This window comes from Sphingobacterium multivorum, from assembly GCF_900457465.1.
Taxonomy (GTDB): domain Bacteria; phylum Bacteroidota; class Bacteroidia; order Sphingobacteriales; family Sphingobacteriaceae; genus Sphingobacterium; species Sphingobacterium multivorum.
On the sequence record NZ_UAUU01000009.1, the window covers coordinates 748,784 to 774,109 of the forward strand.

General features: G+C 38.8%; 21 protein-coding genes and 3 tRNA genes. 12 read left to right on the top strand and 12 right to left on the bottom strand.

The window, feature by feature from the left end; genetic code table 11:
• The 5 genes from DTA23_RS14740 to DTA23_RS14765 all read right to left on the bottom strand — a co-directional run bounded on the left by DTA23_RS14740 (position 1) and on the right by DTA23_RS14765 (position 3,690).
• Complete coding sequence (locus tag DTA23_RS14740; RefSeq protein ID WP_112375143.1) at positions 1-477, bottom strand: hypothetical protein; 477 nt, start codon at positions 475-477, stop codon at positions 1-3.
• A 150-nt stretch (positions 478-627) separates the two neighbouring features.
• Positions 628-1,467, bottom strand: a complete 840-nt coding sequence (locus DTA23_RS14745) for an SH3 domain-containing protein (RefSeq protein WP_112375144.1) — start codon at positions 1,465-1,467, stop codon at positions 628-630.
• Positions 1,442-1,756, bottom strand: a complete 315-nt coding sequence (locus tag DTA23_RS14750; RefSeq protein ID WP_146753078.1) for a hypothetical protein — start codon at positions 1,754-1,756, stop codon at positions 1,442-1,444. The genes DTA23_RS14745 and DTA23_RS14750 overlap by 26 nt, the downstream gene beginning before the upstream one ends.
• Positions 1,757-1,946: 190 nt before the next feature.
• Positions 1,947-2,729: a CPBP family intramembrane glutamic endopeptidase gene (locus DTA23_RS14760; protein WP_172462424.1), complete on the bottom strand. Its 783-nt coding sequence runs from the start codon at positions 2,727-2,729 to the stop codon at positions 1,947-1,949.
• A gap of 103 nt (positions 2,730-2,832) precedes the next feature.
• The gene (locus tag DTA23_RS14765; protein WP_070562764.1) at positions 2,833-3,690 is read right to left on the bottom strand and encodes a LytTR family DNA-binding domain-containing protein; all 858 of its coding nucleotides are present in this window, start codon (positions 3,688-3,690) and stop codon (positions 2,833-2,835) included.
• A 168-nt stretch (positions 3,691-3,858) separates the two neighbouring features.
• Between DTA23_RS14765 and DTA23_RS14770 the strand changes: the two genes are divergently transcribed.
• The 5 genes from DTA23_RS14770 to DTA23_RS14790 all read left to right on the top strand — a co-directional run bounded on the left by DTA23_RS14770 (position 3,859) and on the right by DTA23_RS14790 (position 10,331).
• Positions 3,859-5,193: a metal-dependent hydrolase family protein gene (locus DTA23_RS14770; RefSeq protein ID WP_112375148.1), complete on the top strand. Its 1,335-nt coding sequence runs from the start codon at positions 3,859-3,861 to the stop codon at positions 5,191-5,193.
• 237 nt (positions 5,194-5,430) lie between these two features.
• Positions 5,431-6,240 (top strand): hypothetical protein, encoded by an 810-nt coding sequence (locus DTA23_RS14775; RefSeq protein ID WP_070562848.1) that lies wholly within the window; start codon positions 5,431-5,433, stop codon positions 6,238-6,240.
• Entirely contained in the window at positions 6,240-7,004 is a 765-nt protein-coding gene (locus DTA23_RS14780; protein ID WP_070562758.1) for a methyltransferase domain-containing protein, read from the top strand. The genes DTA23_RS14775 and DTA23_RS14780 overlap by 1 nt, the downstream gene beginning before the upstream one ends.
• Before the next feature lie 9 nt (positions 7,005-7,013).
• Positions 7,014-9,164, top strand: a complete 2,151-nt coding sequence (locus DTA23_RS14785; RefSeq protein ID WP_070562755.1) for a sensor histidine kinase — start codon at positions 7,014-7,016, stop codon at positions 9,162-9,164.
• 81 nt (positions 9,165-9,245) lie between these two features.
• Complete coding sequence (locus DTA23_RS14790) at positions 9,246-10,331, top strand: sensor histidine kinase (RefSeq protein WP_112375149.1); 1,086 nt, start codon at positions 9,246-9,248, stop codon at positions 10,329-10,331.
• A 99-nt stretch (positions 10,332-10,430) separates the two neighbouring features.
• On the opposite strand, the gene DTA23_RS14795 is transcribed toward DTA23_RS14790, so the two are convergent.
• From DTA23_RS14795 to DTA23_RS14810, 4 genes are all read right to left on the bottom strand, one after another.
• A complete protein-coding gene (locus DTA23_RS14795; protein ID WP_046673283.1) occupies positions 10,431-10,895 on the bottom strand; it encodes a response regulator in 465 nt (154 codons plus the stop codon).
• 244 nt (positions 10,896-11,139) lie between these two features.
• Positions 11,140-11,212: transfer RNA gene (locus DTA23_RS14800), tRNA-Lys, on the bottom strand.
• Between the two features lie 163 nt (positions 11,213-11,375).
• Complete coding sequence (locus DTA23_RS14805) at positions 11,376-12,110, bottom strand: carboxypeptidase-like regulatory domain-containing protein (protein ID WP_139144916.1); 735 nt, start codon at positions 12,108-12,110, stop codon at positions 11,376-11,378.
• Between the two features lie 298 nt (positions 12,111-12,408).
• Positions 12,409-15,612, bottom strand: coding sequence for a S41 family peptidase (locus DTA23_RS14810; RefSeq protein WP_070562746.1), 3,204 nt, complete (start codon positions 15,610-15,612; stop codon positions 12,409-12,411).
• 538 nt (positions 15,613-16,150) lie between these two features.
• On the opposite strand from DTA23_RS14810, the gene DTA23_RS14815 reads away from it, so the two are divergent.
• Positions 16,151-17,338 (top strand): MFS transporter, encoded by a 1,188-nt coding sequence (locus DTA23_RS14815; RefSeq protein ID WP_070562743.1) that lies wholly within the window; start codon positions 16,151-16,153, stop codon positions 17,336-17,338.
• A 30-nt stretch (positions 17,339-17,368) separates the two neighbouring features.
• Here DTA23_RS14815 and DTA23_RS14820 read toward each other — a convergent pair whose 3' ends face one another.
• The 3 genes from DTA23_RS14820 to DTA23_RS14830 form a co-directional block, all read right to left on the bottom strand.
• Complete coding sequence (locus tag DTA23_RS14820; protein ID WP_070562741.1) at positions 17,369-18,043, bottom strand: phosphatase PAP2 family protein; 675 nt, start codon at positions 18,041-18,043, stop codon at positions 17,369-17,371.
• A gap of 172 nt (positions 18,044-18,215) precedes the next feature.
• Positions 18,216-18,287: transfer RNA gene (locus tag DTA23_RS14825), tRNA-Arg, on the bottom strand.
• Positions 18,288-18,519: 232 nt separating this feature from the next.
• Positions 18,520-18,603, bottom strand: a tRNA-Tyr gene (locus DTA23_RS14830).
• Positions 18,604-18,891: 288 nt separating this feature from the next.
• Here DTA23_RS14830 and DTA23_RS14835 point away from each other — a divergent pair.
• From DTA23_RS14835 to DTA23_RS14860, 6 genes are all read left to right on the top strand, one after another.
• On the top strand, positions 18,892-19,524 hold the full coding sequence (locus DTA23_RS14835; protein WP_070562738.1) for a peroxiredoxin: 633 nt from the start codon (positions 18,892-18,894) through the stop codon (positions 19,522-19,524).
• An 84-nt stretch (positions 19,525-19,608) separates the two neighbouring features.
• Entirely contained in the window at positions 19,609-19,923 is a 315-nt protein-coding gene (locus tag DTA23_RS14840; protein WP_046673204.1) for a thioredoxin family protein, read from the top strand.
• A complete protein-coding gene (locus DTA23_RS14845) occupies positions 19,904-20,158 on the top strand; it encodes a DUF6952 family protein (RefSeq protein ID WP_046673203.1) in 255 nt (84 codons plus the stop codon). The genes DTA23_RS14840 and DTA23_RS14845 overlap by 20 nt, the downstream gene beginning before the upstream one ends.
• A gap of 659 nt (positions 20,159-20,817) precedes the next feature.
• On the top strand, positions 20,818-23,271 hold the full coding sequence (locus tag DTA23_RS14850) for a PIG-L family deacetylase (protein WP_112375150.1): 2,454 nt from the start codon (positions 20,818-20,820) through the stop codon (positions 23,269-23,271).
• A gap of 7 nt (positions 23,272-23,278) precedes the next feature.
• On the top strand, positions 23,279-23,488 hold the full coding sequence (locus DTA23_RS14855) for a hypothetical protein (protein WP_070562731.1): 210 nt from the start codon (positions 23,279-23,281) through the stop codon (positions 23,486-23,488).
• Positions 23,489-23,582: 94 nt separating this feature from the next.
• Positions 23,583-25,298: a sodium:solute symporter family protein gene (locus DTA23_RS14860; RefSeq protein ID WP_070562729.1), complete on the top strand. Its 1,716-nt coding sequence runs from the start codon at positions 23,583-23,585 to the stop codon at positions 25,296-25,298.
• Positions 25,299-25,326 lie beyond the last annotated feature (28 nt).

The window sequence follows — 25,326 nt, forward strand, 5'->3', positions numbered from 1 at the left end:
TTAATAAATATGAAAATTGAGCGGAATATTTACCCCTACTGAAACGGTAATTCCGTCAATCGGCTTAAAATTTTTCTTCGTATTGTAATCAAATCCATAACCTATTCCCAGATCCACAATGGAGAATAGACTGGCCCCCACTTTTGGCGTTATAGTGTAAGGTGTTAACTCTGCTTTCACAAAAGGGAAAAGAACAAAATCATTTAGATAGTAAGTAAATCCCAGCTCTGGAATAACCGTCGTTTTACCTTCCATCCAGCTGAAATTAGCTCCGGCATCAATTTTCATATATTGAAAATCATTCGGGGCAAATAATCCCCAGCCCGAAACTTTCAGAAAATTACCACTTTGATACTGATACCCTACTGAAGGACCCCAGATCCATTTATTATGTTGTTTCCAGGGCTTATCTTGTGCTTTAGACAACGTAGTAAAGAGAAAAAGGATAGTAAATAACGATAATATTCTTAGTTTCATCCAGCTAAATTACAAACTATAATCTATTTTATGGAATACAACAGGTGCATGCCAGAATAGTTTTACTTAAAACAGAAAAATAGTAAATATATACGCCTACAGCAAATGAATAAAAGTACAGTTTATGCCCGTCTTTAATTATATAGATCTTTAATAAGGTAATATCCTTATTCGGATAAACTGTGATCGTTCGTTCAACGATCCTTCATCGCCCCAATAGCCATCAATATGGTTGGCAGCAGTATATATGCATCCATCTTTGCCCCAAAATATCAATTCCTCTTTCCAAGTTGGCATCCACTCTTTAAAACTAACAAAAAGCATCGGCGTCACCTTTCCTTGTTTCACGTGGAAGAGCTGCAAGTCACCCGTCGATTCATAGGGATCAGCGTGTAAAGTCATCAGATAATTTTTATCGGCAGAAAAGAAGGGATAATCTCCACATTCCACAATAAGATGACCGTCTTGTTTATCAAAAAGCCGCACATCAGCACTTTCCCAGTAATTCCCATCAACAGCAAAAGCATTTAGAAAATCATAATGTCCTTTATACGAATAACTGGCTTCCAATTCATTATCGATATCCTTATCTGTAAAAATTAACTTTTTTCCATTGGTCAAAGGCAATTCTAGGGTTTTTCCGTTTTTAGGATAAGACAGGGTATCCTTGATCAAGTAATTTTTAGCCGTATTCTGAGCGGCTAGGAACGTTTGCTTATCAATCAACTCTAACTGGAGATACTTATCTAAAGAATGCCCCTTTTCATAATACGTTTCTTTACCATTTATCGTAAGTGAGACGATTGAATTTAAATCCCTGGGGGAAATTGTAATCTGATCCTGTTTCCCCAGCTTGGACTTCGCTACATACACCTTTTCCCATCGTGTAATATCACCTGTTTCGCCATTTCTCCCTTTGTAATCGCGCTGTATACGGTCCATGACAGCAACCCATTCTCCTTCTTCACCGATCACATCGAGCTTGGCCATAGGGATATTTTCCTAATAGCGGAGCCGCTCCATCTGCACCTTGTCTAAGTTCGACTCCAGCACGATCAACAACATAGGTGTTTTTTAAAACCTTTGTCCTGTCATAGTCAATCGGCAAAGGAGGAAATTTAGCAGCATCCATCGTATCCTTCACGGCAATGGTTTTAAGTTCAGAAGAATCCTTTAAATCTGTATTATTAACCCTCGTATTGTGACCACAGCTCAAAATTCCCATGAATAATGTCGCTCCAAGGAATAAAGATAGGGGTGAAAATAGTTGTCTATTCATAAAGGTCAAGGTAGCGATTCCCATGCCAAAAAAAAATACTGGTTTTCAGGGGTTCTCCGAGAGCAAATACGATTATCCAAAGGTTCACAGTTTTAGCGAAGTAAAATCTAAAGCTCATTCCAAATTTGGACTAGATCCTTTGAATAGGATATCTATAGCCACAAAGGCTCGTTAAAACCCCGCGGAATTTTTAATCTTTTAGCCATAAATTTTTCCCTTTAATTTGTAAACCGGCCTCTGACTTCCGTACATGAACAATTGTACTAATGATAGCGATAAAGATGGTCAAGAAGCGGAAAAAATTGCTCCATCCATTTCCTGCAGCATTGTCTGCAACATCAAAGATCATCCATGCCGAATTCATCAAAACATGAAGTGCTATCGGTATCCAAAGATTAAAACTCCATTCGGCATACAACCACGAAAATAGGATAGAGCCGAAGAAAGTCGTACAAAAAATCAGGGCCAATTCTCCCAAATCCTGACTCTGATAAAGATGCAGTATAGCAAAAAGGAATGAGGTGGCTAAAATGGATGGAATAAAACCTAGTCGGGTATAGCGATAAACTAAACCAAAAAAATAGGCCCGAAAAATCACTTCTTCAAAAAAACCCGATGACACATTATTTATTAATAGCGTGTTCGGATCTATTTTGCGGTTGAAGGTAAAAACAAGGGCATAGCCCAAGAACATGGGTAAGGTGGCTATTATTCCAAAAGATAGCCCCTGTAAAAAAGAGCCCTTTAAACCAAATTTTTCCAAGAACTCATTCGGCACTTTAGGTTTAAGCAGCGTTGCCCCCAAAAGCAGTGGTCCAAGGCTAATTGAATACGTCAGCACATGCCCCAAAAATCTACTGTGGACATAATTGCTCATCGTGGGTTGAAGCCTAGCAAAAAACAAATTATCAAGGATAAAGTATATTCCGAAGAACAGGAATAATACCAGCAGGTTTAAACTTTTTGTGCTCATCTTTTTTTTGAGCAAAATTATGCCCCTCATGATGAGTAAACAAAGTTATGTGGCGTATGGCAAGACTTAGGGCTGACTGACAACAGCGAGGCGATCTTCTGCCCTATAAATACGGTCTAACTGATTCCATAGCAGACCTTGAAATAACAGCACAATCTTCAGTATCTGCAAAACGTAACAAGAAACCTTGGGCATTCCCTTCCTTTGCAATTATTTTTTCAAAGTTAACAAGAAACGACCGATGACATCGGTGAATAGACATTGTATTCAAGAGTTCAGACAATCGGCTCAACGTAATTCGTACCATCTGCTTCTTTACCGTACCATCCTTCCTAAAATAGATCATGCAATAATTATCCATTGATTTTGCAAAAATAAAATCGCTTGGCAGTAACTTTAACGATTGATTACCATTGGGGATATCGACCAGCCCCAAATGACAGTCATTCATTTGGCTCAATATGATCGCTGGCTTTATCGATAAACGTTCAATCGACGAATTATTCTTTTCATAATACGAATGACGCTTATCAACTCGAAGCAAAAAATAAATCGTAGCAATTGGGCTGTAAAGTGAAAGTGTGTAAAATCCAATATAGGGGAGGTTATTCCACTGTAATGGGGCCTGATTGATGAACCAGCCATGATAGACGAAATTTAAAAAAACTGATAATAGGAGCACAAGAAAAATACGAAATAGTTCTATCGCAATTGTTCCTCTTTTTTTACGTAAGAGGACAGAAATTAAGGCATATGCAACGAATAATATGACCCCATATCCGGATAACAAGCTAAATTTATAGGCATGCTCAAAATTATACGTTCCAAATGGCTGAAAAACCAGTAGGAATACATAAGCGGATAAGCCGAGTAAAGAGGCATAGGTGAGCAGCTCTCTTATGGAGACAATTTTGGGAATTACGCTATTTAAATAATTTAGAACAGGCTTTTTATACATCATGATCGGATAAATTTAGCGTTTTTGGCCGGCAGAGTGAAAATTTATAGCGAAAAAATTGAAATATATTGAATTTATGATTTAACTTAGAAGATATTTTTTCAAGCCAACATTAGTCGCTCGAATTAAAATTGATTTGTCATATTATATATTAACGTAATTCTCCAAATTATGCGTTTAGGTCAACTACTTACTTTATTTCTTTGCTCGGCTTTTATCCATTTCATCCAAGCACAGGAAAAGCAAGTTTTAATAGAAAATGTTAAACTGCTCGATTATAAAACTCAAATGTTAACTCCGCCAAAACATGTTTTAATAAACGGTAACACGATTCAAACCATTAGTACATCTCCTATTGACGTGCAAGGTAAGAATATCGTTAAAATAAACGCTAAAGGCAAAACCCTAATGCCTGGATTGATTGATGTACATGTCCATTTGGTATTTGGAGCTTTGACAATGCCTCAAATGATGACAAATGACCTTTCCGAGGAATTCTTGATCAACACGGTGGGGCTCTCGGCGCAACAGATGTTAATGCGGGGTTTTACAAGTGTACGAGATGTCGGTGGCCCTATATTTCCATTAAAGGCGGCGATCGACAAGGGTAAGCTTCTAGGGCCTAGAATATGGCCTTCTGGTGCTGTTGTTAGTCAAACAGCGGGGCATGGAGATTTTCGGACACAGGAGGAAAAATCGCGTCGTTTTTTTGGCATTGTCTCTCGTGCGGAGCGATATGGAGCAACATTCATCGCCGATGGTCGTGATGAGGTTCTGACTGCAGTACGAGAGAATCTGAGATTCGGAGCAAGTCAGATTAAACTCATGGCGGGTGGAGGAACTTCTTCAGCATACGATCCTGTGGATGTTACCCAATATACGCTAGACGAAATGAAAGCAGCAGTAGAAGCAGCCGAAGACTGGGGAACCTATGTCACCGTACATGCGTATACGCCAAGAGCAATTCGAAGAGCGATCGAAGCTGGTGTAAAATGTATAGAACATGGACAATTGCTCGACGAAGAAACTTTACAGCTGATCGCAAAAAAAAATATCTGGCTTAGTTTACAAAACCTGGTGGAAGATACACCCGATATGGATCCACAACGAAGAATCAAGCGTAAACCCGTCATTGAAGGTCAGGAAAAAGTATGGCCAATGGCTAAAAAATATGGAGTAAAGCTAGCTTGGGGTACAGATTTCCTTTTTGAGCCGGAACTGAATAAAATGCAGAATGCTTTTATTTTGCGACTTCAAAAGTGGTTTACAAATGCCGAGATCATTAAAATGATTACTCAAGACAACTGTGAGCTTCTGCAGCTTTCGGGATTAAGAAGTCCTTATCCTGGCAAGTTGGGAATAGTAGAAGAAGGAGCTTTGGCAGATCTGATCCTTGTAGACGGAGATCCGCTTAAGAATTTAAAACTATTGGCAGATCCAGAAAAAAACTTTTTGTTGATCATGAAAGACGGTCAGATTCATAAAAATAGCCTCCAGAGGCATTAATATTTACAAGGTGAAATTTATTGTATCTCGAAAATCCGCATCTTAAGATGATAAAATGTATTTTCGATGACATCAGTTAAAACGGGCTATTTTGGCTCGTCAAGGTGAAAAAGGAATCAAACAATTTTACCATCACATGGTGCAGGCGGTTGCATTACGGTATAATTTATTTGAAGAGTAAACACCTTTGCATTTAATTGATTAGTTTTGCGTTTAAACGATAAATCAAAGCATTCGGTGGCATTATTATTCAACGACGGGCGTCCAGTAGTAAGACTAAGAGCATTTCGGGCTATCGACGATCCCCAAACCTGTGAACGTTTCATAGAAGGACACGCGCATGTGTTAACTGCTATAGGCGTAAAGAAAGTAACTTCTTCCAAAAATGACTGGATGTACAATCCCGCATCATTCGTACTGATCGTAGAATCCCTTGATGGTGATAAAGTCTATGGTGGAGTACGTATACACGTATCTGGAGGGAGTGAACCACTTCCGATTGAACAGGCCACGGGAGCGATGGATGCCAAAATCTTAGACCTTGTTTATGATTATGCGCAACAGGGAACCGGTGAAGGTTGTGGGCTTTGGAATTCCCGGGAGATCGCTGGATATGGTATTGGCAGCATATTTTTGACGAGGGCTGGTGCCGCTATCAGCACACAGGTTGGCATTAAATCGCTCTTTGCTTTATGTGCTCCTTACACGGTGAAATTAGCAGAAAGTGTTGGCTACCGCATTGATACAAGTGTTGGAAATAATGGCACGTTCTATTATCCTAAGCTGGATCTGCTGGCTACGGTAATGATTATGCGTAATCTTGACACCTTGACCGAAGCCGATCAAGAAAACAAAGATGCAATTTTATCACTTCGGAATAATTCCAATATTGTCCGCATAGAAACTTTGCGGAATAAGGAAATTGAAATTCATTATCAAATCGATATTCCGAATCTCAATCAATGGGATTTAAATGAAATTATTAAAAACCTGAAACATACATCATTAGATCACAAACCAGATGATCGTAATTTAAATATCTTATAATGGACACTAAACATTATGGTGCCGGCTATTTAATGGATACCGGTGATTTTCTTAAACAATTAAAAATACATTCATATACTCCTTTTAATACGATTAAAGAGGGCGTTGTCGTCGATCTAGGTTGTGGCACTGGAATGGATGCCATCAATTTAGCTAATATGCTAGGCCATAACGTTCTTGTCGTTGGATTGGATCATGATAAGGCTTTAATCGAACATGCCAAAACAAGCAGTGTGGAGGTAAAGAACGTCGACTTTGTTCAGGGTGAAGTTAATCAACTTAGCTTTACAGATAATTCCATTGCTGGCATCAGAATGGAACGTGTTGTACAACATCTTCCGGAAGCACCGAAAATGTTTGCTGAGGTTCACCGTGTTTTGCGTGAAGGTCAACCCCTAGTCATCGTCGAGACGATCTGGAATAGCCTGACATTTTACAGCAAGCATGTGGGTATTGAGGCTAAGATATGCCATTATTTGACCGAAGAAAAAGTCAATAATGGCTGGGCTGGGAATAAATTAACTTCAGACCTATTGACTCAAGGCTTTAAACAAGTTCAATTGCAAACATTCTGTATGGTAGCCCGCTCGAAAGAAGAAGCCAACCGCTATCTTTTCTTAGATAAAATTCTTTTGGAGATGGTCGAAAAAGGGAAGTTGAGCACAGCTGAAATGGAGGAATTTCAAAACACATTGGACCAAGCTGATGAAGCGGGTTGTTTCCTTGTTTCTATGAATTTAGTTATTGCCGAAGCAAAAAAATAGCATATAGTGATGAAATGCTGGCTTAACTTGATCTTCTTATTTATTTTTACGTGCAGTTCAACTTGTTTTGGAGAGGTTATTATCGATCAACCGACGCAGCGTGTATTGATCGGATATGGTCTCGAGCGTTATATGGGGAAAGGAGAGCCTAACTTTGCGGATACTTCAGCTTCCTCCTTCCAGTCGTTAGAAAGCAAGGTACCCAATTTGGGCATATCACCCACTGACATCTGGTTCCGATTGCCTGTGACAAATAAGGGAAAAGAGAAACTTGAACTCTTGCTCGAAATTGCCTACCCTCTCTTGGATGAGGTCGAACTTTTTGTACCATCATCAAATGGGCATTATAAATCGATCAAACTGGGCGAGCATCAATCTTTTTCGGCTAGAAAATATAAGGTTCCTAATTACGCATTCGACATCCAATTACCCGGATATGAGAAAACGATCTTTTTTCTTCGTGTAAAAAGTACGGAACAGATTATTCTCCCGATCTATTTAAGTAACGAGCGCAGTTTCTTAAAAGAGATGAATGACGACAGTTTGATAAGCGGGATCTATATTGGTATTGTCGGGATTATGGCGATATACAATTTATTCCTGTTTTTTTCAGTTCGTGAAAGGGGCTATCTGTATTATGTCCTTTATGTTCTTTGTGCAGGAATAACACAAATGGGCATTAAAGGTTATAGTTTTCAGTATCTGTGGCCAAATTGGACATATTTTGCAACAAAAGGTCCTATTATCTTCGGATGTTTATCAGGCTTATGCGCCCTGCTTTTTGCAGATTCATTTCTTCAATTACCGAAAAACGCTCCTCGGTCAAGACGTGTGATTACTGCTTTTATCATCCTTTTTGTCGTTGGTAGCCTTCTTACACTGCTCAACCTTACACAACCAGCGTTCATGGTTATGCAGCTAACAACAGGAGCAGGCTCTTTATTTGTCCTTTACTTATCCTATCGGGTAATGATAAATGGCTATAAACCAGCTAAATATTTTGTTTACGGTTGGACAATTTTACTATTAGGTTCTGTCGTCTTTTTATTGAAAGATTATGGCATTTTAAAATATAACGATTTTACGAGTAACGCCGTACAAATTGCATCTGTTGTGGAGATGGCCTTATTGTCCTTCGGTCTAGCTTATAGTATCAATATCTTAAAAGAAGAAAAAGAAGCATCACAAGTCAGGGAATTAGCGATCTCATTAGAAAACGAAAAGTTGATACGCGAGCAAAATATCGTATTGGAACAAAAAGTAGATGAGCGGACACGTGAATTAACAGAATCTAATGAGTCTCTACAAACCACTCTTACCCACTTGAAGGAAACACAATCTCAACTTGTCGAAGCCGAAAAGATGGCCTCTCTTGGTCAACTGACTGCGGGGGTTGCGCACGAGATCAACAATCCAATCAACTTTGTTACATCCAATGTCGCTCCATTAAAGCGTGATATCAAGATGATCTGGGAAACGCTGGAGGAGGTAGAACGTATAGCTTTTAAAGAGGGGATATCCGAAACGGAAAAGCAATTGCAGATCAAAAAATTCAAGGAGGACCTGGATATTGATTATCTGAAAACAGAGGTAGATTTTCTATTAAAAGGGATGCATGATGGGGCCCATAGGACCGCCGAAATAGTAAAGAGTTTGCGGATCTTCTCGCGCGTAGACGAGGATACATTAAAATTTGCAGATCTAAACGAGGGGTTGGAGTCAACAATGGTTATCCTCAATAGTTTATTAAATAACACGATTGAAGTTGATAAGATCTATGGTGATATGCCAAAGGTCGAATGTCATGCCGGCAAACTCAATCAGGTCTTTTTGAATATTGTGACAAATGCTATTTACGCCGTGAATAAGAAGTTTAATCACGATGTTGGTGGTAAAATATGGATTGAGACCGGAGTTCACGCGGATAATACCTCCGTCTTTATCAAAATCGCAGACAATGGTATAGGTATTCCAAAAGAAATTCATGAACGGATATTCGAACCATTTTTTACAACAAAAGACGTTGGCGAAGGTACTGGTTTGGGAATGTCCATAGCCTATAATACCATTGCGAAACATCATGGTAAAATTATCGTAGATTCAGAAGTGGGACAGGGCACAAGCTTTACACTCCTCATTCCAATTCAACAAAACAATTAATACCACTATAAACTTAAAATAGTTCAATTAACTATTATTTTTTCATATCTTTTGTAAGGGATAAAACCATATAATAAAATTATGCAGAGGGAGCTTGAAATATTATATATCGATGACGAAGTAAACAATTTGGTTAGCTTTAAAGCGAACTTTAGATACGATTACGCTATCCATACAGCATCCAATACGAGTGAGGCCGAAACGATCCTTCATGCTCATCCTGATATCCGTATTATCTTCTGTGACCAACGTATGCCGGATGAGATGGGCATCGATTTTTTGCACCGCATTAAAAAAGATTTTCCAAAACCAATCCGTATTCTTTTAACGGCTTATGCCAATATGGAAACTGTAATTGATGCAGTTAATAAGGGCCATATTTTTAGGTTTGTCCGAAAACCCTGGATGAATGAAGAAATCGTTTCCGCAATAGAAGAAGCTAATAAGTTTTATGTTGCAAACTCCATGCTAGAGGTTAAGAATCAAGAGCTACAAAAAGCTTATGATGAATTAGATAAGTTCGCTTATAGCGTTAGCCATGATCTTCGTGATCCATTGACCGGGGTTCTTTCTGCGGTGAAACTTGGATTAGAGTTTGACAGCATAGATCGTATCCATGAGTTGTTATCACTAATGGATAGTTCCTTGGTCAGCTTAGATGCTTATATTGACAGTCTGCGCGACTATTATCTTTTACGAAGAGGAGAACTCATGTTGTCAACGATAAATTTCGAAGAGCTCTTTGGCAACATACGCCAGTTTTACAGCAGGTATACGCAAAATAAGGATGTGGCTTTTGAAATTTCAGTGGATCAAAAAGAAATCTTTAGCGGAGACAAAGCACTTGTAGAACTGATTTTGCATAATCTTCTTTCTAATGCTTTTAAATATCAACGTAAAGGGCAGGAAAACCAGTACGTCAAACTCTCAGTATCCGTATCAGAACGTAAAGCTAAAATTATGGTGAGTGACAACGGAATAGGCATATCTCCAGAGTATGTTGAAGATATCTTTAAATTATTCTTTAGAGCCAGTGATCAAGCGAAAGGCATGGGATTTGGGCTCTATAATGTTCAGAATGCACTCTTAAAACTACAAGGGAAAATCGAAGTACAATCACAACCCAATCAGGGTACAACCTTTACCGTCGTCATACCGAGCAAATAATCCTTTCACTTTCGGCAATCCGATGCGATGGCAGCGAAGAGCATCACAAAGCAAACAGACATTTTAAATAAAAGTTGACTTTCCTAAAATTATAATCCTTTAGGAAAGTAGCTTTTGCCGAAGCAAAAACTCCAACTGATCATTTGAAGTCTCAAGTTGAGAATTAGTCTCCACAATTTTTTGGCGCTCAGCATAGACATCATAAGCGCGTTGAATCGTTTGATCGAGCTCCTCTTCACTCCAAGGCTTATTGAGGTAATGAAAGATTTTTCCTTTATTGACCGCATCAACGACAGCTGCCATGTCCGTATATCCTGTCAAAAGGATACGCATTGGGGCTGCATTGATCTTAATAATCTCTTCCAAAAACTCTACACCGGTCATTTCCGGCATACGTTGATCAGTAATGATAATATGTATCTGGTTGTTTTTGACAATATCGATTGCATCGGCACCACTAATTGCCGTAAACACTTTATACTTTAGTCGAAATGTCGCTTTAAAAGAAAACAGATTGTTTTCTTCGTCGTCAACGTACAATATCGAAATCTTCTTGTCTTCCATAAGCTTATCGTCTGAAATACAAATTTACGTAATAAATTCGCTGAATTAATAACAGATTAAAGAGTTTTATGTTTTCCTAGCAGAAATAATACGGGATAGCTGATAAAAATAATGGATTCGTTATCCGATGATTATAACATTGAACATTAGAAAAAAGATTTAAAGTTAATAGCTGCCTAGGGAAAATAATCCAACTTGTATTGAAAAAAGCCATCCTACATTTGTAAAACGGCTTTTTTGAAAGTGACCCCGCTGAGGCTCGAACTCAGGACCCACAGATTAAGAGTCTGTTGCTCTACCAACTGAGCTACGAAGTCATTCGATAATCCAAATGTAAGGTTCACCGTAGAAAAAGTCAAGTGGAAAAGAATATTTTTTTGACTTTTATGACATTCAAGCGAGATTTTTGGCAGCTGTCCCATAAGAAAAACAGACTCAAATATGTCATTTAAACAAATTATTCTTTCGCTCCATAACGTCTTATTTCCTTGCCACAGCAATCTTTCCCATAATCATTGGCTTAACTTCCATTTTTATTGGTTTATCCAGTTGTATTTTACTCCCCTTTTTGATTGAAATCACAACCGTTTTATAGCCTAACATCTGTGCACGGAGCTCCTGATCTACCCGAAACAGAGATTGCGGTACCCAAAGTTGAAAATCTCCATTTTCATCCACTTGCGTACGGTAATTTCCCAAGGACACCTCTGTTCCCATCATACTTACATCGCTTCCAGCACAAACTACTTTACCTTTTATGCTTACTTTTGTGCTATCGGGGCTTCCTTTTAATGTTGAATTATCATTTGTTGATGAGCTAACCTGCCCCTGCTGCTTTATCTGATCATTTTCTGTTTTTGTTTGGACAACGACAACTTCTCCAGTCAATTTGTTTTGTGCTTGAGCAGCATGAAAGCTCAAGGATCCAACCAACAAGAGGCCCGCAGCGATCCCCGGCCATCTTCCTTGCCAAATAGGGTTTTTAGAAAAAGAAAAAGGGACATCCAATTCACGCATCAACTGATCTTCATAAAATCGACCACATAGCCCTTTACCGGCTTTTTTTATTTGATCTACAATTTCCTGATCATCCATCTGTGAAAAATCTACAACCATCTTCTCACATTGACCACAAAAACGCCCTTGTTCTTGTGGCGTCATCTTATCCCACTCTGCAGAGCAAGAGTCCTTCACTTGTAATATAATCTTTTCCATGTTGTCTCCTTTTTTTATATTTTGAGAAGGGATGCAGGAAAATCGACTATTGCATAATGAAACAGCACAAAAATCACTAAACACTGATAAACAGGTAATTAATAACACACCTTAAAATTATATGTTGACTTTTTAGGGAAAGGGTGGCCCGAATGAAGTACATCATACGCTGAAGAGCGATATAGCAGAAATCGGAAGATCAGGTTCATAAAAATGCCCCCAGAAAGTGTCTAACTTTTTGGGGGCACTGCAACTTTTGACAGTTTATTTAAAGTAAGTAATGTTAGCGCTAACTTCTTTATTTTATACTGTCAAGAATTTCTTTTATAGCTCTTTCCAACTGCGGATCTTTATTTTCCATCCGATCTTGTACGGTATTTTTTACAAGAATATCTGGGGCAACTCCAGTTTGTTCGAGATCCTGACCATCAAGCGTATAACATCCCCAAGACGGAAGTCGATAGTTTGATCCGTCGACTAAGCCTTTAGCAGAAGTAAAAATAATCCAGCGATAGGTCTCATTACCGATGATTTTGCCCAACTTAAGTGCTTTAAAGCCCGCTGCAGTCATTTCAGCATCACTCAGCGATTGCTCATTAATCAATAAAACAATAGGCTTGGCAGATGGTGCAAAATTACTTTGTGGCGCACGTTTACCACCTCGGTATTGCCACTGTAAGTAAGGGCGTTGTGACAGGAATCTTAAAACCTCATCGTGTACATTTCCGCCTGTATTATAACGCAAATCTAAAATAATCCCTTGTTTGTTATTCTCCTGTTCGGCCATGTCGATCAAGAACCGCTGTAACTCAGTATCCGACATATTTTTCATATGTGAATAGGCTATCTTATTGCTACTCAACTGATCAACTCGACTTCGGTTATCTCTAATCCATTGGTCGTAGAGGAGATCTCTAAACACGGCGCTTGATACCGGACGAATGTTTGTCTGAATTTCCTTGCCATTACGATTCAAGGTCAATTGAATTTCTTCTTCCAGTGAAGGCCAAGTAAAATAACTATCGCGGTCTGCCTGCGTATTCAATTTTGTTCCGTTAATCGCGATGAGGATATCACCCGCATGAATATCAGCTTCTTTCTTTGCCGCGGGGCCATTCGGAACAATATAGCTGATCTCGTAAGGATTGCTGGAATCATAGGTCACACCGATTTCATTCGTTACAAAACCAAACGGCTTACGTTCTTCCTGTCCCATTGAACTGAAACCCAGATGCGACGAATTGAGCTCGCCCAACATATCATTTAAGAGGATGCGCAAATCTGTCCTATCGTTGATACCTGGAAGATACTTTTCATATTTCTTTTTTATCGCAACCCAATCCACTCCATGGAAGTTGCTATCGTAGTAATTTTCCTCCAGATTGGCCCATGTTTCATAAAACATTTGATTGAACTCTTTCTCGAGATCTCGATTGAATTTAAAACTCATTGTAACCGCATCAAGCTTATTCAAGTCAAGATTGTATTTCTGAATCGTTCCTCGGGTCAATACGAAGTATTTTCCCGCCGACTCTACAAAATTCTCCATGCCGCCGTCAGCGACTTTTTCGGTTTTGGTCGGTGCAAACAACTCATATACGGTACGATAAGTACTATATTTCCCTTCATGATTGGATGAATAGAAAAGATAGGATTTATCCCCTTTTTGTATCACCAAAGGATTAGATTGTGTTCCAAATGCAGGACTCACTTGCTCAATTCGATCACGCAGTCCTTCTAAATCCAATTGAACCAAACCAGCTTTCTTGGGTTCGGCTATTGGTATCGCGGTTGGCTTGCCCTTATCGACATCATTTTTCTTTTTATCCTTAGCGCCAGCTTCCTTCTTAGCTGTACCAGTTTTATTTACTGTTGTATCTTTCTTTTCGGGTGTTACAAATAATTCATCAAACTTTGCACTACGGTAAGGTTGGTCAAAGTTGGTCAATGCCATTCGGAAAATGCTGGAGTTTTGCATACCGGTAGGATAAGAAGGCTTAGTCCTATTACTCGCAAAATAAATATATTTACCATCAGGAGACCAATATGGTGCTGCTTCTGTGACTCCTGTATTTGTCAAATTAGTCGTTTGCTCATTTTTCAGATTATACACAAAGATATCCTGTTCAAAATTGCGCATAGCTGTGAATAAAAGATAGTTTCCATCAGGGGAGAATGAGGGCGAAGAATTTTGAAATGCCCAGATTTCATCTTTAACTACTGTTTGGCTCTTCAAACTTGTCAAATCCAATATACGTACTTCATCACGACCACTGAGGTACACAGCTTTTGTCCTATCTGCATTGCATGTAATATCACGGTTGTTACGCAGATCTAGTGTCAATTGCTTTACCTCACCTTTACCGTCTGCCGTGCGTGAAAACCAGTTCTGGTAGCCTTGATACGTTTGGCTATAGAGTAATGTTTTACTGTCTTTAAGCCATTTAACCTCCATGACACGTTCTCCCTGACCGGGCATCTGACGAACAAACTTTCCTTCAATATCCGAAACGAACAATTCGCCACGTGATACAAATGCCATTTTCTTTCCGTCCGGAGAAACGTCGAAATTACTGATGTTACCTGAAATGTTAAACTCTTTCAGCTTTCCTAGCACTTGATTGCGGTTAAGTGCGATGTTGGGCTGTACGGTTTTCTTTCCATTGACATCATAAATATAAAGCTGATAGCCCTTTTCAAATGCCACTTTAGTACCGTCTGCCGCGACAAACGGACGTTTGATTGATTCTTGGAAAGAAGTCAATTGAGTTTTCGACTTTCCCGTTAGTTGATAAAGGTTGTACTCACCATTGCTTTCATCGGACACATAGAATATGTTTCCTTTTTGGTCCACAGTGGGCCAAAAATCCTTACCGATATAATCTGTATACTGTTGAAATGCCTTTGTTTTGGGATTATAAGACTTGATATCTGGATTGAAAGCACCTTTATATCGCTTGCGGTTCGCCGAGCTATAGCCTTCCCAGCTGTCATTGAATAACAATTCTCCCGAAGGAGTTGGCACCACGTTACTGATATAATTAAAGACATGTGGAAATAACCTTGTCGCCGTACCTCCATCCAAAGCAACTTGATAAGCGCTCATTCTATTGTAACGCGATGATGTGAAATAAAGCGATTTGCTATCCCAGCTCCAGCTGTCCACTTCGTCCGAAGCATCATGCGATGTCAGCTGCCTTATATCTCCACCCGCCAAGGGCATTACATAGACATCCATATTACCGTTTTGATTGGCGGAAAAAGCCAACCATTTTCCATCTGGGGAAATTCTTGGATTGATCTCATTTCCTTCCATTCCTGTTAACCGTACCGCAACACCACCTTGACTTCCAACTTTCCAAAGGTCACCTTCGTAGCTGAAAACCATTTCCTTTCCATCGGGACTTAAAGTCGGATGGGATAAAAACGTGGGTTGTTGGGCAATAACACAGGTTGTTCCAGCATAGGCTAGAACTGTACTTAAAATTAGTTTCTTTATCATGTTATCTAGGAGGCTAATAGTTGTTTGCCAATACAAAGGTAGAATAGGTATTGAACAAACCACCATGAAATAGCGAAGAATTTTATATTTTTATTCCTTCACTACATCAACATTTAATTGTTGACTTTCTCCCGTTATTTCACTGCTATTATTTTCTAATGATATGGAAGCCCAAACCTCTTCTATTTTGACTACCACATCGAATATCTTCTTAAATTAAAGTATGCATACAAATAAACTGAAACAAATGTGTCTATTTTCGGTTCCTATACAAGGAATGATTACGTACAATATATGATATTGAATAAATATGTTTAGCCGAATTCAAAAAGCACATCGTATTATTTTCTTACCGGAAGATTGAGGCAGATGATAATTATCGAAACTAGCGCATATAATTATCATCACGCCGATATGCTATTTAAATATAGGCATATTTCGTATCCCTATTGTAACCTAAACATGCAAATATTTTTTGAATCATTATATTTTTTAATGGGATACTTATCCTTAACTTTGCACCCTCAAATCAGAAACTATGGACGCAACGTTAACTCACTCAGAAGAAGATCTTTATAAGAAACGAAATCGCATAAGAATTGCGGTATCGCTTTTCTTTTTTTGCCAAGGTATCGCGTTTGCATCTTGGGCAAGCCGCATCCCCGTTATCAAAGCTCATCTCAACTTAAGTGAGGGTCAATTGGGGACAATTTTATTAATGCTTCCAGTCGGACAACTTGCAACGATGGCTCTTTCAGGAAAATTGGTTACAAAATATGGAAGTGCTAGCGTTTTGCGTATCGTACCCATCGCTTACACCTTGGTCTTGTGCTCCATCCCCTTTGCGCAGAATGCCTGGCAGTTAGGAGGCATACTATTTCTATTTGGTGTAACCGGAAATATGTGTAATATATCTGTTAATACACAGGGTGTCGCAACGGAGCAGGTTTTCAAAAAATCAATAATGACTTCCTTTCATGGAGCCTGGAGTATCGCTGGTTTCACAGGAGCACTAGTAGGCTTGTTAACGATGAATTTTGGACTGAACACCTTTTACCATTTTTTAATCATATTAGTCATTGTCACAGCGAATACACTAATCAACCAAAAGTATTTGGTTCCTGGCAAATCTCCTCAAAAGGAAAAGCGCAGTTTTTTCTCTAAACCAGAAGGTGGCTTACTTCAGCTCGGCATCATCGGCTTTTTCAGCATGGCAACTGAGGGGGCAATGTTCGACTGGAGTGGGGTGTATTTCAAGGAGATCGTTCAGGCGCCAGAGAAATTTGTTGTCGTTGGCTACGCTTCATTTATGATCATGATGGCTACTGGGCGCTTTGTTGGTGATGCTGTCATTCGGAAATTGGGCCGAAAAAGGACCCTGCAGTACAGTGGCCTACTGATGTTCATCGGGATGATGACATCGGTTATTTTTCCCGAATTTATCATCTGTACCCTAGCTTTTATGTTGGTCGGTATCGGTGTAGCTTGCAATGTCCCCTCCATCTACAGTATTGCCGGACAGAACAAAAATGTGCCCTCTGGAGTGGCTTTGGCCATGGTTTCAAGCATTAGCTACTTGGGCTTTTTAATGGGACCACCTTTAATTGGGTATATTGCTGAAGTCTTTAGCCTACGCTATTCCTATGGTATTTTTGCCTGTTTCGGACTGTTGATGTTTATAATGGTTGGACGATTATCTTTATTCAAAGACACAAGCCAAACCTAATCGAACGATGGAAGTATCTTCTTACTGAATTTAAAGTTTGACCTGAAGAAATCTCGTGCTAAATGACATGCGTTTATTTTTCAAGACATAAGGCATGGCAAGTAAATAAAAACAAGCCGTACCGCTTCCTAAAATTGATCCAAACCAAACATCTTCTACGAAATGCTGTCCCAAATACACCCGAGAGTAGGCTGTTAATGCAGCGAGAATAAATACAGTTATACCAAAAGCTTTATTTTTTGAGAGAATACCTAACGTAGCCGCCAGCGCAAAGGCCGAAGTTGTATGTCCGGAAGGGAAGGAGTTAAAGTGCGCTACACGCAACCAAGAAACAACATGGAATGTAGGATTTCCATGAAATACGGTTGCCGGTCTATCGGCATCGAAAAGGTTTTTCAGTATACAGCAGATCAGCCCCGAGAAAATATATGTCCCCAGGATAGCTCGGGCAAAATTCCATTGCTGCGTACAGCAGTAGGCAATAAAAACACCTATAACAAAAAGACCGTCTCCAAAATAAGTCTGTATTGTAAAAAGAATATCAGCCCAAAATGAATGACGAGTATTCACAAAATGGAATGCATCTTCCTTCGGAATAAATATAACAACAGCTGTCATTAAGACTATCCAAATGCTAAAGCAAGCAAAAAAAGCAGGGTTAGCTGCATATACCTTTCTAAATTGGTATAATAAAAATTTTCCCATTCAATTTATATTATCGGATTACAGGCCAAAAGTAAAATTGCTGTAAATAATTATCCGAAAATAATCATTCCAATAAAAATTTACAATTCTATTACCTATTTATTTTGATAAGAAAAGGAAAAGTTTTATTGAATAAACAAAAAAAGCGATGGAAATCCATCGCTTTTCTCAGTAGCCCCGAGCAGAATCGAACTGCTATCAAATGTTTAGGAAACATCTATTCTATCCGTTGAACTACGGGGCCTTTCAGAAGCCAAACTTAGGCTTATTTTATATATAAGTCAATAGCTAGTCTAAAATCCTGTTATATTTTTTTAAAAAAGAGAGGTAGCCACTATATAGACTCATTATACCAAAGCGATTAACATTGACCATAGCCAAAATATATATCAAAATCGTTTCACGTACGATGGAATAGTCACGATCAACCGCAAATTTAGAACCTGTAAAATAGACTGGATTTAGAAAAGAAAAAATGGTGGAGGGAGAAGGATTCGAACCTTCGAAGCCGAAGCAACGGATTTACAGTCCGTCCCATTTGACCGCTCTGGAACCCCTCCAGCATTGTGCTGTTCTAGAATTGAACGTCGCAAAAGTAGCTTTTGATTTGCAAAACTGCAATAATTTTTGGGTATAAATCTGTAACTAGCGCAGTATGAATTCATTTATTTTCATGCAACATATAAATGGTCTGTTAATCATCAGATCAACCTATCATTATTATAATAAAAACTTATTGTTATAATCTAGTCATAATAGATTTTGACGATAGTGTATTGGTAAAATCAATTCGCTTTTTGGATCGAGTTGCTGTATCTTTGTGTCAACAAAAAAAAGAAAGATATATTATGAGTTTCACAGGTAAAAGTTTTCCAAGCATTACAGTAGATGCAATTGATTATTTAGGCGACAATTTACAGATCAACATTTTTGAAAAAGCAGTTAAAGAAGGTAAAAAAGTGCTTTTATTTTGGTATCCAAAAGATTTCACTTTCGTATGTCCTACTGAATTACACGCTTTTCAAGAAGCAGCTGCTGAGTTTGAAAAACGCAATACAGTCTTAATCGGCGCTTCTTGCGATACAAATGAAGTACACTTTGCTTGGTTAAACACAGCAAAAGATAACGGTGGAATTGAAGGTGTTGAATATCCTCTATTGGCAGACACCAACCGCAACTTATCAAGTATATTAGGAATCTTAGATGTTCAAGAAGTTGAACACCCTGAATACGGAACATTGGCACAAGGTTCTGCGGTTACTTATAGAGCAACATATTTGATCGACGAAACTGGCCGTGTATTCCATGAATCAGTAAACGACATGCCTTTGGGTCGTAACGTTAAAGAATACTTACGTTTGATCGATGCTTACGCTCACGTACAGAAATTTGGCGAAGTGTGTCCTGCAAACTGGGAAGAAGGTAAAGATGCAATGAACGCAGATAGAAAAGGTGTAGCTGATTATTTAGCTAAACACTAACAATACAAGACCACAGTGTCTTTTCGACAGGAGCTTTTCCCGGCTCCTGTTGATTTCTCCAACAATCACCTTAAAAATAAAATCATGTTACAAGAATTAGAAAACGATAATTTACAAGAAATTGTAAACAATAACGATATTGTAATGGTTCAGTACTCCGCAACTTGGTGTGGTAACTGTAAAATCATGAAACCGAAATTCAAAAAATTGGCTGGCGAAAATGATAGCGTACCTTTTGTTATTGCTGATGCAGAAAAATTCCCTGAATCCCGCAAACTAGCAAATGTCAATAACCTACCCACTTTCGCTGCTTTTAAAAACGGTAAATTAGTCAATCAGGTACAAACAAATAAGTTAGACGCATTAGTAGAATTATTCAATGAAACTACCAGTAATTAAGCATTTGACAGAGTTCATCGAGCAGAATGATGTAGATTATGTCTTGGAAACAATCGAGACACTGGAAGCTTTAACCGAAGCTCCTTTGAAAGATGAAGAACTTGACGTTCTTGGTGAATTGATTTCAAACCTATACGGAGCTGTAGAGGTAGATAAATTAATTAAAGAAGGTAACTCCAAAAAAGACGCGTTAAATATGTTTATGAAGCGTGTTCTAGGTGCCATTGATAAATAGTGTTTGGTCCCAAAAACATTCGCGTGAAACTTTCTTTAAAGGTTGCTCCTGTCGTTTTTGAGCATTTGAAACATAGAGACTAAAATCGATTGAAATTTGTCAAACAAATATACAATTGGCTTTAGACCAATACAGATTTTTTTGAAGGTAGCGGAAAACCTATCTTACCTTAAATATCGCTGTATTGCAGCATCTTAAACGCATGACGCCGCTATATTATATGTTTTCCAAAAGCTAAAATGTTGACAAAATTTAGCAATGTGGAAAACTAATTAAGGTAATCTGACAGAACTAAATATTTTCTACATATATTTACTTATGTTAAAGGTTGCCACTTGGAGCGAAGCGACAAAATAACTATTCTCTAAAAATTCGTTTCAGGAAAAAATATTTTAATTGTTAAACGGAAATTCCAGCTTGATTGGGATTTCCGTTTTTTATTTATGCCTATATTTTACCATTTAGTGATCTATCCCTCTACCTCGTCACTCAAACTAGCTTCCTTTTATGGCCCTAAGTTTAATTCGCCTAATATCCATAAGTCAAAGCAATATACCAACGTCACAAGTGGGCTAATTAAAGACTGTCAATTAAAAAGACACGCAATAAAATTACAATCTCCAACAATCCGTTGTTCATCAAAATTTTTATCTTTAAACATGCGAAGACCTTTTCTCTCTGTTATCATTATTTTGGCTGGCATCTTGTCAACTTCAATCGTTAAAGCACAGAATCCACAGTGGAACGCTGCTGAAATTAAACTTCATCTAGAAAAACTGAACGTGCTGGGGTCGGTACTCTATTTTGCAGCACATCCCGATGATGAAAATACCCGGCTAATAGCTTGGCTAGCGCAGGAAAAAAAATATAAAACAGGCTATTTATCCCTAACTCGAGGTGATGGGGGACAAAACCTTATCGGAACAGAACAAGGTATTGAACTTGGATTGATTCGAACGCAGGAATTACTGGCAGCTCGAAAAATCGATAAAGGTGAGCAATTTTTTTCATCAGCATACGATTTTGGATTCTCGAAGACTCCAGAGGAAACTTTCGAATTCTGGGATAAACAGCGTGTTCTCCGCGAAGCCGTATGGATTATCCGCAAATTTAGGCCCGATGTCATCATCACGCGTTTTCCTCCCGATTCAAGGGGTGGCCATGGTCATCATCAAGCCTCGGCCATTCTAGCACATGAAGCCTTTAAAGCTGCTGCTGATCCGAATATATTCCCAGAGCAACTTCAATTTGTACGCCCCTGGAAAGCTAAACGCTTGCTTTGGAATACAGCTAACTTCGGAGGTCAAAACAATACACGTGAAGATCAGTTAAAAATAGATATCGGGGATTACAATTCTCTTCTAGGAGCCTCTTATGGAGAAATTGCCGCACACAGCCGTTCATCACACAAAAGCCAAGGCTTTGGTTCGGCAAGCCAACGTGGCTCTTCAATCGAATACTTTGAGTATGTAGACGGTGCACCTGCAAAAAATACACTCTTGGATGGAGTTGACACCTCATGGAAAAGAATTCAAAACGGCAGTAAAGTTGAGTCCTTAATTGACCACATCAATCAAACATATCAAATTGATAAACCCGAATTGATCATTGCTGAATTGATCCAACTGTACAAAGCACTGGATCAAATTGATGATGAATACTGGAAAACTGAAAAGAAAAAAGAGGTTGAAAAACTAATTCTTGCCTGTGGTGGAATTTGGTTCGAAAGTATCGCTAAAAATCCATCCTATGCCTTGGAAGATCAGATCAAAGTAGAACATTCCATTATTGTTCGGCGTCCAAATGTAACCGTTGAGCTGACCCAAATAAATGGAAATAGCATTCATGAAACACTAAAAATAAACAAGCTACAAAGAGACTCGGTTCTTATACATGCCGACAGGACGACACAACCATACTGGTTGATTGATCCACATGGAAAAGGCAAATTTAATGTCAGTGATTTTAACCTGACAGGCTATCCAGAAAACCCCTATGCTCCAGAGGGATCATTTCAACTCCGGATCAATGGTGAAAATATCACACTCAATCAACCCATAAAATATAAATATACCGATCCTGTTCGTGGCGAAATCTATGACCCCATTGTGATCGTCCCACAGTTGACGGCAAAAAGTTCCAGCCCTTTGGCACTTACACAAAATGCCCACACTGTCAAAGTGAATCTGACTTTTCAGAAAAACGGACAAGCAAACACAACCACATTTAACGTCAGACCGCATGTACCTAAAGGCTGGGAAGTTTCACCGGCATCTTTTGACCTATCTTTTGACAAAGGCGAGCGTACAATTTCCAGAGAGATCAGCATAAAACCATCAGATGCTTCTAAATCTTCCATTGATACCCTTGGGTTCCTCTTGGCAGACAAAGAACGTTTAAAGGAGATAAAATCCATCGACTACAATCATATACCTAATATTGTTTATTTTCCAGATGTCGCTATAAAAATGAGCAATATCAACCTGGTCAACGACGTAAAGAGCGTGGCATACATCCATGGGGCAGGGGATCTAATTCCTGAATCATTGACGGCCATTGGTATAAAAGTCGATGTGTTAAGTAACGAACAAGCTTTAAAAACAGATCTTTCTAGCTATGACGCGGTAATTCTTGGTGTCCGAATATTCAACGTTAACAAACAAATTGTTCCGCTCCAAAACAAACTACTCGCGTATGTCAACATGGGCGGAACAGTTTTAGCGCAATACAATGTAAACAATGGACTGATCTCAAAAAACTTTGGTCCTTTTCCTTTTAGCGTCGGAAGAAGCCGGGTAACAGATGAACTTGCGACAGTACACTTCGATAAAAATGATCCGATTTTCAATTACCCGAACAAGATCAGCGAAGCTGACTTCGAACACTGGGTACAGGAGCGGGGGTTATATTTTGCAGAAGATATTGATAAAAAGTACCGCACTCCGATCAGCATGCAAGATCCCGGTGAACCCTTGCACAACGGCTCACTACTCATTGCTCAATATGGAAAAGGTAAATTTGTTTATACATCTTTATCTTTTTTCAGACAATTGCCTGCAGGAATTCCCGGAGCTTATAGATTATTCGTAAATTTGTTATCAAAATCAAAATAATATAATAATGGAAAATCAGATTGACAACAGCTGCACAACAATTGATGCTGGCAAAGCAAAAGGAATCATTCTTTTAGTTGCTGTAGTATTTGGTGCATTAATTGGATTCACTGCAAACGAGACATTTCTAAGCATCTTCGGTGGTGCTATTGTCGGATTGATTATCGCTGCTATTTTTAATAGTGTTATCTATCCACAGAAGCCTTCAGATAGATAAAAAATATGAATAGCTGGAAGCGTTTCTACTGGTTAGTCGTTATCTGGCTATTTTTATTCATCCTTTTTCTGTACATTTTCACGAACCACTATTCATGAGTACAGCAGATTGGATTGTTTTATTTCTGACACTCTTATTTATTGTCATATATGGCATTTATAAGAGTAGGGGTATAAAAAATATTGATGGATATCTTCTAGGTAATCGTTCTTTACCCTGGTATCATGTCGGATTATCAGTAATGGCGACGCAAGCGAGCGCCATTACTTTCTTATCTGCCCCCGGACTAGCCTATTCTTCTGGAATGAGTTTTGTCCAATTCTACTTTGGTCTTCCGTTGGCCATGATTGTGCTCTGCATTACATTTGTCCCTATTTTTCATAAGCTAAAAGTATTTACAGCCTACGAATTTCTAGAAAAACGTTTTGACGTCAAAACCAGAGGACTCACTGCTATTCTTTTTTTGATACAGCGGGGGATATCAACAGGTATTACCATCTTTGCACCCGCTTTAATTATATCGACCATTCTTCATATTGATCTTACCTGGACCACATTGGCCATAGGGATTTTTGTTGTTATCTATACGACCTATGGAGGAACCAAAGCCGTATCTCATACGCAGTTGCTTCAAATGAGCATTATCTTTGGATCATTACTCGTAGCAGGCATATTAGTTATCCATCTCCTGCCAGAGTCAATTGGATTATCAAAAGCACTTCATATTGCAGGAAAATCAGGAAAAACCAACGCGTTGGATTTTACTTTTGACCTCAATAATAACTATACGCTTTGGACAGGACTAATCGGAGGTTTTTTCCTACAGCTTTCCTACTTCGGGACCGACCAAAGTCAAGTAGGCCGTTATTTGACAGGGGCTTCGATCAAGGAAAGTCGCATAGGGTTGATTATGAATGGTCTACTGAAAATCCCCATGCAATTTGCGATCCTGTTGATTGGAGTTCTGGTATTTACCTATTATCAATTCCATCAGCCACCCATTTTTTTCAATCAAGTCGAGATCAAGAAGCTTAAAGAAAGCAAATATGCTCCTGATTACCAGATTCTCGAACAAAAGCATAGCGAGCTGTTTAAAACACGTGAATCTGTTGTTCAGCAGCTTAATACAGCATTGGATCACGACGATGAAAAAAGAATTGCTGATCATCGATCCTCACTCGGTCAACTTAATGCAAAAATGCAAGCGGTAAAAGAAGGGACTTTGGACTTAATCAAAAAAAACAACCCAACAGCGGAAACGAATGACAATAATTATGTCTTTCTTTCTTTTGTGACGAGCGTCTTCCCAAAGGGCCTAATTGGGCTACTCATAGCGGTCATTTTTCTCGCATCCATGGGGTCTACAGCAAGTGCTATCAACTCATTGGCTTCAACAACGACCATTGATATCTACAAAAGATTTATTAATCCTACCTCATCTGAAAAACAAGAACTTTTGTGGTCGCGTTTATTTACGTTGATCTGGGGTACATTTACTGTTATTGTTGCTTTGTATGCGAACAGATTGGGTAATCTCCTCGAAGCGGTCAATATCCTGGGCTCACTATTCTATGGTACTATCCTAGGGATCTTTATCGTCGCCTTCTACATGAAGAAAATTCAAGGCAAAGCTGTTTTTCTTGCAGCCATTCTTTCCGAAATTATCGTGATAGCGGTATGGACGATAAATAAAATTCCTTTTCTCTGGCTAAATCTTATTGGCTGCCTAGCTGTCATGTTAATCGCCTATATCGTACAACTGGGGACGAAAGTACCTCGTCCCATGGAGGACAATAGTGATCTTAAATAAAACCTTCATGACTTCACAGACACCAACA

Excerpts from the sequence above, each read along its gene's own strand:
- DTA23_RS14820 (WP_070562741.1), bottom strand. The coding sequence starts at position 18,043 with ATGGGAAAATTTTTATTATACCAATTTAGAAAGGTATATGCAGCTAAC.
- DTA23_RS14795 (WP_046673283.1), bottom strand. The coding sequence starts at position 10,895 with ATGGAAGACAAGAAGATTTCGATATTGTACGTTGACGACGAAGAAAAC.
- DTA23_RS14805 (WP_139144916.1), bottom strand. The coding sequence starts at position 12,110 with ATGGAAAAGATTATATTACAAGTGAAGGACTCTTGCTCTGCAGAGTGG.
- DTA23_RS14850 (WP_112375150.1), top strand. The coding sequence starts at position 20,818 with ATGCGAAGACCTTTTCTCTCTGTTATCATTATTTTGGCTGGCATCTTG.
- DTA23_RS14765 (WP_070562764.1), bottom strand. The coding sequence starts at position 3,690 with ATGATGTATAAAAAGCCTGTTCTAAATTATTTAAATAGCGTAATTCCC.
- DTA23_RS14840 (WP_046673204.1), top strand. The coding sequence starts at position 19,609 with ATGTTACAAGAATTAGAAAACGATAATTTACAAGAAATTGTAAACAAT.
- DTA23_RS14770 (WP_112375148.1), top strand. The coding sequence starts at position 3,859 with ATGCGTTTAGGTCAACTACTTACTTTATTTCTTTGCTCGGCTTTTATC.
- DTA23_RS14815 (WP_070562743.1), top strand. The coding sequence starts at position 16,151 with ATGGACGCAACGTTAACTCACTCAGAAGAAGATCTTTATAAGAAACGA.
- DTA23_RS14845 (WP_046673203.1), top strand. The coding sequence starts at position 19,904 with ATGAAACTACCAGTAATTAAGCATTTGACAGAGTTCATCGAGCAGAAT.
- DTA23_RS14750 (WP_146753078.1), bottom strand. The coding sequence starts at position 1,756 with ATGAATAGACAACTATTTTCACCCCTATCTTTATTCCTTGGAGCGACA.
- DTA23_RS14785 (WP_070562755.1), top strand. The coding sequence starts at position 7,014 with ATGAAATGCTGGCTTAACTTGATCTTCTTATTTATTTTTACGTGCAGT.
- DTA23_RS14760 (WP_172462424.1), bottom strand. The coding sequence starts at position 2,729 with ATGAGCACAAAAAGTTTAAACCTGCTGGTATTATTCCTGTTCTTCGGA.
- DTA23_RS14860 (WP_070562729.1), top strand. The coding sequence starts at position 23,583 with ATGAGTACAGCAGATTGGATTGTTTTATTTCTGACACTCTTATTTATT.
- DTA23_RS14790 (WP_112375149.1), top strand. The coding sequence starts at position 9,246 with ATGCAGAGGGAGCTTGAAATATTATATATCGATGACGAAGTAAACAAT.
- DTA23_RS14780 (WP_070562758.1), top strand. The coding sequence starts at position 6,240 with ATGGACACTAAACATTATGGTGCCGGCTATTTAATGGATACCGGTGAT.
- DTA23_RS14810 (WP_070562746.1), bottom strand. The coding sequence starts at position 15,612 with ATGATAAAGAAACTAATTTTAAGTACAGTTCTAGCCTATGCTGGAACA.
- DTA23_RS14745 (WP_112375144.1), bottom strand. The coding sequence starts at position 1,467 with ATGGCCAAGCTCGATGTGATCGGTGAAGAAGGAGAATGGGTTGCTGTC.
- DTA23_RS14855 (WP_070562731.1), top strand. The coding sequence starts at position 23,279 with ATGGAAAATCAGATTGACAACAGCTGCACAACAATTGATGCTGGCAAA.
- DTA23_RS14835 (WP_070562738.1), top strand. The coding sequence starts at position 18,892 with ATGAGTTTCACAGGTAAAAGTTTTCCAAGCATTACAGTAGATGCAATT.
- DTA23_RS14740 (WP_112375143.1), bottom strand. The coding sequence starts at position 477 with ATGAAACTAAGAATATTATCGTTATTTACTATCCTTTTTCTCTTTACT.